This window comes from Psychromonas sp. L1A2, from assembly GCF_009828855.1.
In the GTDB taxonomy this organism is placed as follows: Bacteria; Pseudomonadota; Gammaproteobacteria; order Enterobacterales; family Psychromonadaceae; genus Psychromonas.
On record NZ_WUAG01000002.1, the window covers coordinates 166,579 to 178,895 of the forward strand.

At 35.3% G+C, this 12,317-nt stretch carries 15 protein-coding genes; 8 read left to right on the plus strand and 7 right to left on the minus strand.

Annotated features, from left to right (window positions below):
* Nucleotides 1–181: 181 nt before the first annotated feature.
* From minE to minC, 3 genes are read right to left on the minus strand one after another with little or no spacing between them, the layout of a single operon-like run.
* Nucleotides 182–448 carry a cell division topological specificity factor MinE gene (gene minE, locus GQR59_RS11225; protein ID WP_160062789.1) on the minus strand — a complete coding sequence of 89 codons (267 nt, stop codon included), beginning with the start codon at nt 446–448 and terminating at the stop codon, nt 182–184.
* A gap of 1 nt (nt 449) precedes the next feature.
* The gene (minD, locus tag GQR59_RS11230; protein ID WP_160062791.1) at nt 450–1,262 is read right to left on the minus strand and encodes a septum site-determining protein MinD; all 813 of its coding nucleotides are present in this window, start codon (nt 1,260–1,262) and stop codon (nt 450–452) included.
* Nucleotides 1,263–1,280: 18 nt separating this feature from the next.
* Entirely contained in the window at nt 1,281–2,024 is a 744-nt protein-coding gene (minC, locus tag GQR59_RS11235; RefSeq protein ID WP_160062793.1) for a septum site-determining protein MinC, read from the minus strand.
* Nucleotides 2,025–2,150: 126 nt separating this feature from the next.
* Here minC and GQR59_RS11240 point away from each other — a divergent pair, with 126 nt between their 5' ends.
* The 5 genes from GQR59_RS11240 to GQR59_RS11260 all read left to right on the plus strand — a co-directional run bounded on the left by GQR59_RS11240 (nt 2,151) and on the right by GQR59_RS11260 (nt 4,766).
* Nucleotides 2,151–2,441, plus strand: coding sequence for a YcgL domain-containing protein (locus GQR59_RS11240; protein WP_160062795.1), 291 nt, complete (start codon nt 2,151–2,153; stop codon nt 2,439–2,441).
* Nucleotides 2,442–2,476: 35 nt separating this feature from the next.
* Nucleotides 2,477–3,463: a lytic murein transglycosylase gene (locus tag GQR59_RS11245; RefSeq protein ID WP_160065139.1), complete on the plus strand. Its 987-nt coding sequence runs from the start codon at nt 2,477–2,479 to the stop codon at nt 3,461–3,463.
* A 65-nt stretch (nt 3,464–3,528) separates the two neighbouring features.
* Nucleotides 3,529–3,969, plus strand: a complete 441-nt coding sequence (locus GQR59_RS11250; RefSeq protein WP_160062797.1) for a YcgN family cysteine cluster protein — start codon at nt 3,529–3,531, stop codon at nt 3,967–3,969.
* Nucleotides 3,970–3,994: 25 nt separating this feature from the next.
* Complete coding sequence (gene arsC / locus GQR59_RS11255) at nt 3,995–4,345, plus strand: arsenate reductase (glutaredoxin) (protein WP_160062799.1); 351 nt, start codon at nt 3,995–3,997, stop codon at nt 4,343–4,345.
* Between the two features lie 43 nt (nt 4,346–4,388).
* Nucleotides 4,389–4,766 carry a DUF2069 domain-containing protein gene (locus tag GQR59_RS11260; protein WP_160062801.1) on the plus strand — a complete coding sequence of 126 codons (378 nt, stop codon included), beginning with the start codon at nt 4,389–4,391 and terminating at the stop codon, nt 4,764–4,766.
* A 122-nt stretch (nt 4,767–4,888) separates the two neighbouring features.
* On the opposite strand, the gene hda is transcribed toward GQR59_RS11260, so the two are convergent.
* Nucleotides 4,889–5,617 (minus strand): DnaA inactivator Hda, encoded by a 729-nt coding sequence (gene hda, locus GQR59_RS11265; protein ID WP_160062803.1) that lies wholly within the window; start codon nt 5,615–5,617, stop codon nt 4,889–4,891.
* Nucleotides 5,618–5,625: 8 nt separating this feature from the next.
* The gene (locus GQR59_RS11270; RefSeq protein WP_160062805.1) at nt 5,626–6,675 is read right to left on the minus strand and encodes a DUF2066 domain-containing protein; all 1,050 of its coding nucleotides are present in this window, start codon (nt 6,673–6,675) and stop codon (nt 5,626–5,628) included.
* 276 nt (nt 6,676–6,951) lie between these two features.
* Between GQR59_RS11270 and purM the strand changes: the two genes are divergently transcribed.
* Complete coding sequence (gene purM, locus GQR59_RS11275; protein WP_025565477.1) at nt 6,952–7,992, plus strand: phosphoribosylformylglycinamidine cyclo-ligase; 1,041 nt, start codon at nt 6,952–6,954, stop codon at nt 7,990–7,992.
* 4 nt (nt 7,993–7,996) lie between these two features.
* Nucleotides 7,997–8,650: a phosphoribosylglycinamide formyltransferase gene (gene purN, locus GQR59_RS11280; RefSeq protein ID WP_160062807.1), complete on the plus strand. Its 654-nt coding sequence runs from the start codon at nt 7,997–7,999 to the stop codon at nt 8,648–8,650.
* Between the two features lie 200 nt (nt 8,651–8,850).
* Here the strand turns inward: purN and GQR59_RS11285 are convergent, their stop codons facing one another.
* Complete coding sequence (locus tag GQR59_RS11285; RefSeq protein ID WP_160062809.1) at nt 8,851–9,531, minus strand: LrgB family protein; 681 nt, start codon at nt 9,529–9,531, stop codon at nt 8,851–8,853.
* Entirely contained in the window at nt 9,531–10,034 is a 504-nt protein-coding gene (locus GQR59_RS11290; protein WP_236546743.1) for a CidA/LrgA family protein, read from the minus strand. Before GQR59_RS11290 ends, GQR59_RS11285 begins: the two co-directional genes overlap by 1 nt.
* A gap of 86 nt (nt 10,035–10,120) precedes the next feature.
* Here GQR59_RS11290 and murQ point away from each other — a divergent pair, with 86 nt between their 5' ends.
* Nucleotides 10,121–11,014: an N-acetylmuramic acid 6-phosphate etherase gene (gene murQ, locus GQR59_RS11295; protein ID WP_160062811.1), complete on the plus strand. Its 894-nt coding sequence runs from the start codon at nt 10,121–10,123 to the stop codon at nt 11,012–11,014.
* Nucleotides 11,015–12,317: the final 1,303 nt, after the last annotated feature.

Genomic DNA, 12,317 nt, shown 5'->3' on the forward strand with positions numbered 1-12,317 from the left:
ATAAGTTATTTTAACAAGTAAAATAGATCAGTTAATTAGTGCGATTGGTATAATACGTTAATAAAATAATGTTATAGCCACAAAAAATGCGACTTAGTAGTCGCATTTTTTATAGTAAGAAGCAGCAATATCGTTAATCTATTCACTTAGCGATGAGCAAAGTGAATAGATCATCGAAAACTTACTTTAGTTTCGGTAATGTCACATTAACTTCTAATACTGACATATCATCATCTGCTTTATCATTAAATTCACATTTAACATCTTCAGACGAAATATCCATATATTTACGGATAACAGCGACTAATTCTTTTTGTAATTCAGGCATATATGAAGGGACATCAAAACTAGAGTGCTCATGAGCAACAATAATTTGTAAGCGATCCTTTGCTAATTTTGCAGTACCTTTTTTAGGTTTATCCTTTCTAAAGTATTGTAATAATCCCATCTTACCCTCCAAATATACGGCTTAAAAAGCCTTTCTTTTCAACAGTAACAAAACGTAAATCACGTTGGTGACCTAATAGTCTGTCTACTGCATCTTGATAAGCTTTACCTGCATCACTTTCTTGATTTAAAATCACTGGTTCACCTAAGTTAGATGCGCTTAATACATCTTTAGATTCAGGAATAACACCCAGTAAATCAATGCCTAATAAATCATCAATATCTTCGATACTAAGCATTTCTTCACGTTCAACACGTTCAGGGCTATAGCGTGTGATTAACAAATGTACTTTAACCGGTTCCATTTGTTTTTCTGAACGGTGTGACTTGCTTGATAACATACCAGTAATACGGTCTGAATCTCGCACCGACGATACTTCTGGGTTAGTGGTTACAATAGCTTCATCAGCAAAATACAATGCCATCATTGCGCCCTGCTCGATACCCGCTGGTGAATCACAAATAATATATTCAAAGCCATCAGCTTTTAACGCTTCAATAACTTCTGCAACACCTTCTTGCGATAAAGCATCTTTATTACGTGTTTGTGAAGCAGGTAAAATATAAAGTGTTTCAACACGTTTATCTTTAACTAATGCTTGTTGTAAATTTGCTTCGCCATTAATAACGTTGATCAAGTCGTAAACAACACGGCGTTCACAACCCATGATCAAATCTAAATTTCTTAAGCCGATATCAAAATCGATGATCACGGTTTTAGCACCTGTTTTAGCTAAACCAGTACCAATAGCTGCACTGCTTGTTGTTTTACCAACACCACCTTTACCAGACGTGACAACAATTACCTTTGCCATATAAATTTCCTTTGTATTTTAAATTTTATTTAAACTTGAAAAGACCATATTCTGATCTTCTAAAGAAACAGAGCAAGAGGTTGACCACATATCCTCTGGTAATGTTTCACTTAATTTATAAACACCCGCGATTGATACTAATTCAGGTTCTAATACTGTACAAAAGATCGCCGCACCCGTGTTGCCCATGGCCCCCGCTAGCGCTTTACCTCTTAACGTACCGTAAATATGAATATTGCCATCAGCAATGACTTCAGCACCTGCGCCTACATCACCACTAATCACCAAATCACACTCTTTAGCATAAATCTGTTGGCCTGAACGCACTCGGCCATTATGCACTTTCGTTTTCACTTCACCTGGAACAAATGACTCTTCCGGTGTCGCTTCAGTGCTTTCTTTAACATCATCAGTTGAATCTGCATCCTGTTCTGACTTTTGTTCAACAGGTGTAGTTTTAACGATTTGTCTTTTCGAACCATGTAATACAGCAATAGAATATTTACTTGCTTGATCTTTTTGCTGTTCTGACACTTTGCCCGTAATACCTGTCAAAATAAAACCATGCTCTTCAACGGTTTGTTGCAATTGTAAAAAATCAATATTTAATGAAGATTCTACAATATTAACAACCATCGGTGTTTGAGCAAAAAATTCAGGGGCCATTAACCGTCTTTTATTTAATTCATCGGCCAGCTCTGAAAGTGTTTCACTCTCCAGGTTTACTACTAACAAGGTAAAATTTAACGATTTTAACGTCATAATTGTCCTTTCTAATTAAATCTTTATTATTTGACATAAAATTCAGTCAATTTCTATAAAAAATAAATGCTTATGCATGTTATAGTTTGCATCAACATTAGGCAAGCAAAGGGCTAGATAAGTATTATGTTATGTGCTGTATATAAAAGTATCCGTAAACCACAAACCTATATTTTTGTTGCAAAACGAGATGACTTCTCTCAAGTCCCTACTCCTTTGCTAGAACAATTTGGGCCACCACAATTAGTTTCTATATTAAATATCAAAGAAACCACAAAAATGGCGATAGCAGAGGCCTCTAGAGTGATTAAAGCAGTAACTGATTCAGGTTTTTATTTACAGTTACCACCGCCACCTATTGATTATTTAAAAGACCATAAAAATCGCAAACTACAGCAATTGGAATCAGAGTCATGAAAACAATTAATTTATTTTCCAAAAACATTAACTTTATTCTAAAAAGTTTATCTATTATCACTTTATGTAGCTTTTCTACAAGTAGTTTTGCAAATGTTGAGCGTGACATTTCATTTACTAAATATGTAGAAGATCTTAAAAAAGAAGCAATCGAATTAGGTATTAATGAAAATACAGTTAATAGTGCTTTTGAAGACGTTAAATTTTTACAACGCAGTGTATCTTCAGATAAACAACAACCTGAATTTAAAATGACACTGGATACCTATATTCCAAGAGCAGTGCCTGATTGGAAAATTAAACAAGCAAGAGAAGCTTATAAAAAAAATTATCACTTATTACAAAAAATCGGTAAAGAATACGGAGTACAACCACGTTTTATTGTTGCTTTATGGGGCATTGAAACTAACTTCGGGCGTTTAACAGGACGTCATTATGTTGTTTCATCATTAACAACCATGGCTTATGAAGGTCGTCGCGAAACACTATTCAAAAAACAACTATTTGCTGCACTAACCATTTTAGAGCAAGGGCATATTACTAAAGATAAATTTATTGGCTCGTGGGCCGGTGCAATGGGTCAAGTACAATTTATGCCAACTTCATATTTAAACTATGCGGTCGATTACGATGGTGATGGTAGAAAAGATATCTGGAATACACCTGGCGATGTATTTGCTTCTGCCGCAAACTACCTGAAAACAGAAGGTTGGGATGATAGTCATATTTGGGGACGCCAAGTTAAAATACCGAGTAACTTTGATGTTGAATTAGCAGGGATTAAACAACAAAAATCATTAGTTGAATGGCAAGCATTAGGTGTTCGTCGCTACGATGGTCATGACTTACCTAATGTAGACTTACAGGCTTCGATTGTCATTCCTGACGACAAAAATGGCCGAGTTTATTTGGCATACAATAATTATAAAGTATTGATGCATTGGAACCGTTCTTATTATTTTGCAACAGCAGTAACTTACTTATCTGAGCGTATTGTGTCACCACCGATTGTAGTTAAATAGTCGTATTTAAGTAATTGAATTAAGTCATTATAGTTAAGTAAGTAAGTAAGTAAAAAGAGAAGTAAATGAAGAATTTCTGGGAAACAAAAACACTATCACAAATGTCTCAAAATGAATGGGAATCACTGTGTGATGGTTGTGGCAAATGTTGCCTTAATAAAATAATTGATGATGAAACAGAAGAGTTGCATTTTACTAATGTCGCCTGTCATCTGTTGCATACAAAAACATGTCAATGCAAAAAGTATGAAAACCGATTAAAAATAGTGCCTGATTGCGTGAAAATATCACTTGATGATGTAGAGCAATTTCATTGGTTGCCTGCGAGTTGCGCTTACAAGTTATTAATTGAAGAAAAGCCATTACCGGAATGGCATCCTTTAATAACTGGCAGTCAGTCAGCTATGCATAAAGGCGGACATTCGATTCGAGGAAAAATTATTTCTGAAACGCAAGTCGACCCTGATAATTTAGAAGATTACATTGCTATTTGGCCAGCTCAATAAAGACTGATTACAAAATGAGGTTGTTATGACAGATATTACTTTTTACCACAATCCACGTTGCTCTAAAAGCCGTGAAACATTAGCTTTAATCGATAATGAACAACATTCGATTGAAATAATAAAGTATTTGGAAAATCCACCTTCAGTGGAAACCATTAAAACACTTATTTCACAATTAGGTTTTGACTCTGCAAGACAGTTGATGCGCACTAAAGAGACTATATATAAAGAACTAAACCTTGCTTCTGAGAATGATGAGTCGGCTTTAGTGACAGCTTTACAGGTAAACCCGAAACTAATTGAACGTCCAATTGTAGTTGCAAATGGAAAGGCAGCTATTGGGCGTCCTCCTGAGTCAGTATTAGCGATACTTTAATTGTAGATTGCTTTATCAATCGTATTAACTATAAAGGGATTAAATGAACACTTTACATTTTCAACGTATTGCACAATGTGGATATTTTGGTTTATTAATATTGGTTCCTCTTTGGCACCTTTATTTATCACCACCTCCTTTAGGTATTAGCCCAATTTTAATAACACTGATTTGGTTAATTCCATTGTTATGTCCTTTAAAAGGCATTGTTCAGGGCAATCCTTATACCTATGCATGGAGTGGTTTTATATCACTTATCTACATCATGCATGGCAGTGTCATTATCATGGGTAACGATCAGGAACTTTGGTTAGCTATTATTGAATTTATATTAGCGAGTTTATTTTTAGCGGGTAACATCTACTTTGCTAAATACCGAGGAATAGAACTTGGGTTAAGCATTCGCAAAAAAAAGAAATAACCCATTAAACAATCTTTAAGATGATCTCTAAAACTAAAAAGCCACTTTTATTAAGTGGCTTTTTTATTGGGTTATGATTTAACGTTGTTAACTATCCGTTTTCACTTACACTTATAAACCAGTTATAAACGTAACACTTCTTTAACGAAAGGAATGGTTAATTTTCGTTTAGCTTCTAATGAGGCATTATCTAGCTGATCTAATGTATTCAGTAACATACACATTTCACGAGAAAGACGGTTTAGTAAAAAACGTCCTACATCTATCGGTAAACGCATGCCTTTTAATTGAGCTCGTAACTGTAACGCTCCCAATTTTTCTTCATCATTAAGCGGTTGTAAATGGTGGCAAGCCCCCCACTCTAAACGAGAAACTAAATCAACCAATTCAATTCCTATTTGTTTAGGTAAATCACTAGCAGAAATGACTAAGTTAGCACCAGGTACTCGATTATCTTTATTATCTAACCAACGATTATAAAAATCAAAAAGTGCTTTCTCCCACTTTTTATCACCGGCAATGGCATCGACATTATCAATACAAACAAGGGTGATATTTTCCATATTTTCAAAAATATCTAAAGTCATACTACGATAATGGTGCAAAGGAATATAAGCGACTGTTTCGCCTATTTCGTCTACTTCTGAACATAATGCATGTAATAAATGCGAGCGACCACTACCGGACTCTCCCCACATATATAATATTGGCTCACCAATGCCTACCACATTATTTTTAAGTAACGTTAATAGTTCTGCATTTTGACCTGGATAAAAGCTGGCAAACGTTTCATCGTCTGGAAACTTTAAAGCAAGTAAAGGGTATTGAAATCTTAATTCATCTTGAGGCATTAAATACTCTATGGTTGCCAATTATAGTAAAAAGGAGCGGTTGAGATTAAATCTTTTTGCAATTTTGGTTGTGCGTTCAATGCATTTTCCAAACTCGCTAAGCTACCTTTTAATGTCACTAATACTTCTAATTTTTTATCATCTAAACTAACAACTTCAAAACTGTCTACTGAATTTAAGTTATTAAGAATATCGTTAATACTCATTAACTTTTCGAGAGAGTTAATATTATTAATATTTAATAACTGAGCAGATCTTGCACCATTATTTTCTAAAATGGCAAATTGCTTAGCGTAGTAATCAGCTATCTCACCTAGCATTGTAAACATCACACCTGCTTTGTCGCCATTACTTGTTTGTTTAATCAACACTTTATTTTTTTTACTCTGCGCATTGTACTGCACCAGTTCCCATTTTAACTGCCATTGCTGTGCGTTGATACTTGTTAAATTAGCTAACACAAAATATTCTGCATCATAGCGTTTAGAAGCATCGGCAACGGTTTGATAAAAACGTCCACTTACATCAGACACTGAAACGGTTAAGAGATCATCAAGATCAACAAGCGGAAATTTCCCCGTGATCCCACGTTCTATTTGCGACTTATTTAACCCCCATGATATTGCGCCATCTTGGCTACTATCAATCATGTTTTCAGACGTTAATTGTCTATCTTCATTCACTAACCAAATTAATGGACTAGGTCGTGTTTCGCCCCAAATAGGTTGTTGCATCGCGTTAAGTGCACTATTAATGGCTTGTTTTTCAAAAAGAGCAAAGTAGAAACGTTTATCATTAATATCTTGATAACCAAACTGAGCCAGCATATCAGGTATGCTTTTAGCGAGCGTTTTACTGCCATCTAACTTAACAATATCCACATTACCCGATACTTTAATTAAAACTTGTTCGAGCGCTGCTTCTCTTAATTTATCTTCATTGCTGTCTTCTGCAGGTACTAACCCTTGATAAGGACTGATCTGAGGTAAAGCAACGCTGTGTACCGAGAAAAACAAACTTACTACAGCAAAAAAACGAACTAAACGATTACTTTTCATTTATTTACACAACCATTAAATTAATCAATATGAGGGAGATCATAAGCAGATCCTATACTAATGCAAGTTTCAGTTAATAAATATCTAAAAAGGTCTGACTATTATATGTATTTTAATCACTTAGCACGAGTATTACGAAAATATTCATCAAAATAGACAATTCTTTTCAGAAATAATTCGACCCTAGTCTTATAAATGCTAAAATGCGGACAATTTTTATCTTCTAAACTTTTTAAAGCGATTTTCGCTTTTAACTTCTATTTGTGGGGAATGCAAGTGAGCAACCAAAAAACCTCTTTAAGCTATAAAGACGCTGGTGTTGATATTGACGCAGGTACAGCATTAGTTGAACGTATTAAAGGTGTAGCAAAACGCACTAAACGTCCTGAAGTAATGGGCGGACTTGGTGGTTTTGGCGCTTTATGTCAACTACCAACAGGTTATAAAGAGCCATTATTAGTTGCAGGTACTGATGGTGTAGGCACAAAATTACGTTTAGCCATTGACCTTAAAAAGCATGATACGGTTGGTATTGATCTTGTTGCTATGTGCGTGAACGACTTAATCGTTCAAGGTGCAGAGCCACTATTTTTCCTAGACTATTACGCAACAGGTAAATTAGATGTTGATGTAGCTGCAGATGTTGTGACAGGTATTGGTGAAGGTTGTTTATTATCAAACTGTTCATTGATCGGTGGCGAAACAGCTGAAATGCCAGGCATGTATGAAGGTGACGATTACGATATCGCTGGTTTCTGTGTTGGTGTTGTTGAAAAATCAGAAGTGATCGACGGTACTAAAGTTGCTGCTGGCGATGCTTTAATCGCTGTTGCTTCAAGTGGTCCTCACTCAAACGGTTACTCACTCGTTCGTAAAATTTTAGAAGTGTCAAAAGCAGATACAAGTGCACCCTTTGGTGATTCAACTCTAGGCGATACGTTATTAACGCCAACTAAAATCTACGTTAAATCTACATTAGAATTAATCAAAAACTGTCCTGTACATGCTATTTCACATATTACTGGTGGCGGTTTCTGGGAAAATATTCCTCGTGTATTACCCGCTGGCAGCAAAGCAGTTGTTGATGGTAAGAGCTGGGAATGGCCTGCTATTTTCAACTGGTTACAAGAAAATGGTAACGTTGAAACAGAAGAAATGTACCGCACATTTAACTGTGGTGTTGGCCTAATGATTGTTGTTCCTGCTGCTGAAAAAGAAAAAGCAGTTGAGATCTTAAATGCACAAGGTGAAAACGCTTGGGTATTAGGTCATATCGAAGACGCAGCTGAAGGTGAATCTCAAGTAGAGATCAAATAATACAATGACGACTAAAAAGATAGTTGTACTTATTTCAGGAAGCGGCAGTAACCTGCAAGCACTAATGGATAAGTTACATAAACAGCAAATAAATGATCAACAAGTCGAAATTGTTGCTGTGATCAGCAATAAAGCAGATGCGTTTGGATTACAACGTGCTAGTGAAGCAAATATTCCTGCTATCTTAGTTGAAAGTAAAGGTGTTGGATCGCGTGAGCAATACGATGCTTTATTAGCAACTGAATTAGAGAAGTTACAACCGGATCTTATTTTATTAGCAGGGTTTATGCGTATTTTAACCTCTGATTTTGTTAATCAATATCAAGGTAAAATGCTTAACATTCACCCGTCTTTGTTACCAAAATATCCAGGTGTTAACACACATCAACGTGCTATTGATGCCGGTGATAAAGAGCATGGTGCAACGGTACACTTTGTTACGCCAGAGCTTGATAGTGGTCCAACAGTATTACAAGCTAAAGTGCCTATTTTCTCTGAAGATAGTGCACAAGATTTAACAGAACGAGTGTTAACGCAAGAGCATCAAATATATGCTCTTGCCGCCTCTTGGTTTGTTAGTGGTCGTTTAAATATGCAGGGTCAGTTTGCCTATTTAGATAATAAACAGTTAGACGAGTTTGGTTACGCTGCTGATTAACCAATCACTATCATTATATTCAATAAGTTGTAATGAATATAAGATAAAAAAACCGAAGCTTGCTTCGGTTTTTTATTGCCTATTTTTAAGTAATACCGATTATATTAAATAAGTTATTTTAACAAGTATAATAGATAACTTAATTAGTGTGATTGGTATAATGATTGATTTTGCTATAAATCTTTAAAATAATCCTAAAATTATACAATAAGCCATTGGTAAAGAATGGGCATAATCAGCGCAGATAATATTGCACACACAATTAAAGCGATAGAAGAAAAAGCACCAGCTTCTTCGTTATCTTCTAAAATTTTAGCCGTACCTAGTGCATGAGAAGCACAACCAATAGCGACACCAATTGCCTGTTGATCCTTTACTTTACATAATCTTAAAAAAGGTAAACCAATACTGGCACCAATAATACCTGCAAAAATAACCATAGCAGCGGTCAAGGAAACGATGCCATTTAAGTTTGAGCTAATCTCCATCGCAATAGGTGTTGTAACAGACTGTCCAGCAAAAGAAGCCGCTGTAATTAAATCAGCACCTAGCAAAGGCATAATATAAAAAGCACAGGTAAAGGCCACAAAAACTGCGAGTAAACAACTGGTTAGAATAAACTTTAAACGCGACCTAATCACTTTTAATTGTAAATACAGTGGCACCGCTAACGCGACAATAGCAGGCTCTAAAAATGCAGTAATGAGTGACGTGCCCTGTTGATACTCAGCAAAAGGTATATCTAATAGAAGTAACGTTAAAATTAAACTGAGTATGGTTAATAGAACAGGATTTAATAACCCGCTTGGTTTTAAGCTATATAGTTTTTTAGCTAAAAAGAACAATAATAAGGTAACCGGTGTAGCAATATAAACAAACATTATCCTTCCTCTCTAGTTAACCATTGATAACAATGACCGACCATAAATAACGTCAACAATGTAGTAAAAAATAATGAGAATACAATCACTAACCAGTGTTCGGCAATCAATTCAAAATAATTAATCAAACCAACTCCGATAGGGATAAATAATAAAGCTAAATATTTTAAGAATAAATTCCCAGTAAACTCTATCCAATTTAATTTAATAATGCCTAATGAGAGTGCTACAAATAACATCAACATACCCAATATTGAAGCAGGAAAAGTACTGCCAAAATAACTAGTAATCATTCTAGCCATTGATAAAAATAACATGATAATCAATAAACCTAATGCTAGCTGTAAAGTATTTTTCACCAAAGTTGCTATTTTCTGCTTTTTTGTAAACATTATATTTTCAGTATATTCTGATTTATCGACTTGTTCATTTTTTTCAAGATGAATTTTACCAGTAGATGTTTGTGAGTGTCGGTTATTAGATCTTTTCGAAGGCTGCTTCATGATATCAATTCAACTCAATTAAGTGAGCTGTTATTATAGCAACTTACATCCTCAGTGTTAAAAGCTATTATAACTAAGTGTCTATTATGAATTTATCTTTACAACAATTTATTACCGAAAGCCGCAACCAAGCAAGTGCGGATATTGATACCTTATCAACATTAGCTATGCTTACTATTATTAATAACGAAGACAAAAAAGTCGCTACTGCCGTAGAAGCAATCCTCCCTAACATTGCGCTGGCAGTGGATGCTATTCAGTCTGCTTTTAGTGTAGACGGACGTTTATTATATTGTGGAGCAGGAACGTCTGGGCGCTTAGGCATTTTAGATGCAAGTGAATGTCCTCCTACTTTTGGTAGTCCAGCCGAACAAGTGGTTGGGTTAATTGCCGGTGGCAAGCCAGCTATTTTAAAAGCGGTTGAAAATGCAGAAGATAATACTCGAGCAGGTCAACAAGACTTACAGAATATCCAGTTAAATGATAAAGATATTGTTGTGGGTATTGCAGCCAGTGGACGTACACCCTATGTGATTGGCGCAATGCAATATGCAAAAGATCTAGGTTGTACTGTTGTCAGTCTTTGTTGTAACAACAATAGTGAAATGGCAAATATTGCTGATATCAAATTAGATGTCATTGTTGGACCCGAAGTTGTGACAGGATCTTCAAGAATGAAGGCGGGCACCGCGCAAAAAATGGTACTGAATATGCTTACGACAGGTTCTATGATTAAAAATGGTAAAGTCTTTGGTAACCTAATGGTTGATGTGCAAGCAACCAATGAAAAGTTAATAGAAAGACAAAAGAAAATAATAATGGAAGCAACAGAGTGCTCCCGAGAAGTCGCAGAAGTAGCATTAAAAGAATCTGGGAATCATTGTAAAACTGCCATTGTCATGATTTTAACGGGTACTAATGCCGAACAATCAAGAAGTAGCTTACAGCAACATAAAGGCTTTATAAGACAATGCATTTAACAACAATGTTATTTAGCACTCGATTCAATGCAATTTAGCAATAAAAATCTTTTATCTAATATTCTTCTTCCTATCTTTGTTGTTAATTCGTTTTTGTGTTTTGCAAGGTTTCAAAAATAAAAAACGACTACGAAGTCACGAAGAAAACGAAGGAAGACAAGAAAAAATAACAAGGAGATTAAACAATAAGCGCTTTTTTTCTAACCTTCTTTTCCCTTCCTGTCTTCGTGGTTAATTCGTCTTTTTATTTAAAAAGGTTTTAAAAATAAAAAATGACCACGAAGCCGCTGCGCTGCACGAAGAACACGAAGGAAGATAATACCAAAAAAATTAATAAGGTGATCATTCTTGCTGGTTAAAATCCCCCCTAACTGCGTTGTAAGTTTTGAAGTGAGAACAACTATCTCCTACAACTCACGCCTTATTAGTGTTAATTTTTCCTGCGCAATCTCTAAACACTTATTTAATTCCATTGGTATAAGCAAAAATAACAAGATGATTAAACAATAAGCGCCTTTTTCTAACCTCCTTTGCCCTTCCTGTCTTCGTGGTTAATTCGTCTTTTTATTTAAAAAAGTTTTAAAAATAAAAAATGACCACGAAGTCGCTGCGCTGCACGAAGAACACGTAGGAAGATAATACCAACAGAATTAATAAGGTGATCATTCTTGCTGATTAAAATTACCCCTAACTGCGTTGTAAGTTTTGAAGTGAGAACAACTATCTCCTACAACTCACGCCTTATTCGTGTTAATTTTTCCTGCGCAATCTCTGAACACTTATTTAATTCCATTGGTATAAGCAAAAATAACAAGATGATTAAACAATAAGCGCCTTTTTCTAACCTTCTTTACCCTTCGAGTCTTCGTGGTTAATTCGTCTTTTTATTTAAAAAGGTTTTAAAAATAAAAAATGACCACGAAGTCGCTGCGCTACACGAAGAACACGAAGGAAGATAATACCAACAGAATTAATAAGGTGATCATTCTTGCTGATTAAAACCACCCCTAACTGCGTTGTAAGTTTTGAAGTGAGAACAACTATCTCCTACAACTCACGCCTTATTCGTGTTAATTTTTCCTGCGCAATCTCTGAACACTTATTTAATTCCATTGGTATAAGCAAAAATAACAAGATGATTAAACAATAAGCGCCTTTTTCTAACCTTCTTTACCCTTCGAGTCTTCGTGGTTAATTCGTCTTTTTATTTAAAAAGGTTTTAAAAATAAAAAATGACCACGAAGTCGCTGCGCTGCACGAAGAACACGAAGGAAGACAAGGAAAAATGACAAGGCGATTAAAC

What these genes read in the sequence shown, in the direction of transcription:
- minE (WP_160062789.1), bottom strand. Translation starts at nt 448, where the DNA reads ATGGGATTATTACAATACTTTAGAAAGGATAAACCTAAAAAAGGTACT.
- minD (WP_160062791.1), bottom strand. Translation starts at nt 1,262, where the DNA reads ATGGCAAAGGTAATTGTTGTCACGTCTGGTAAAGGTGGTGTTGGTAAA.
- minC (WP_160062793.1), bottom strand. Translation starts at nt 2,024, where the DNA reads ATGACGTTAAAATCGTTAAATTTTACCTTGTTAGTAGTAAACCTGGAG.
- GQR59_RS11240 (WP_160062795.1), top strand. Translation starts at nt 2,151, where the DNA reads ATGTTATGTGCTGTATATAAAAGTATCCGTAAACCACAAACCTATATT.
- GQR59_RS11250 (WP_160062797.1), top strand. Translation starts at nt 3,529, where the DNA reads ATGAAGAATTTCTGGGAAACAAAAACACTATCACAAATGTCTCAAAAT.
- arsC (WP_160062799.1), top strand. Translation starts at nt 3,995, where the DNA reads ATGACAGATATTACTTTTTACCACAATCCACGTTGCTCTAAAAGCCGT.
- GQR59_RS11260 (WP_160062801.1), top strand. Translation starts at nt 4,389, where the DNA reads ATGAACACTTTACATTTTCAACGTATTGCACAATGTGGATATTTTGGT.
- hda (WP_160062803.1), bottom strand. Translation starts at nt 5,617, where the DNA reads ATGCCTCAAGATGAATTAAGATTTCAATACCCTTTACTTGCTTTAAAG.
- GQR59_RS11270 (WP_160062805.1), bottom strand. Translation starts at nt 6,675, where the DNA reads ATGAAAAGTAATCGTTTAGTTCGTTTTTTTGCTGTAGTAAGTTTGTTT.
- purN (WP_160062807.1), top strand. Translation starts at nt 7,997, where the DNA reads ATGACGACTAAAAAGATAGTTGTACTTATTTCAGGAAGCGGCAGTAAC.
- GQR59_RS11285 (WP_160062809.1), bottom strand. Translation starts at nt 9,531, where the DNA reads ATGTTTGTTTATATTGCTACACCGGTTACCTTATTATTGTTCTTTTTA.
- GQR59_RS11290 (WP_236546743.1), bottom strand. Translation starts at nt 10,034, where the DNA reads ATGAAGCAGCCTTCGAAAAGATCTAATAACCGACACTCACAAACATCT.
- murQ (WP_160062811.1), top strand. Translation starts at nt 10,121, where the DNA reads ATGAATTTATCTTTACAACAATTTATTACCGAAAGCCGCAACCAAGCA.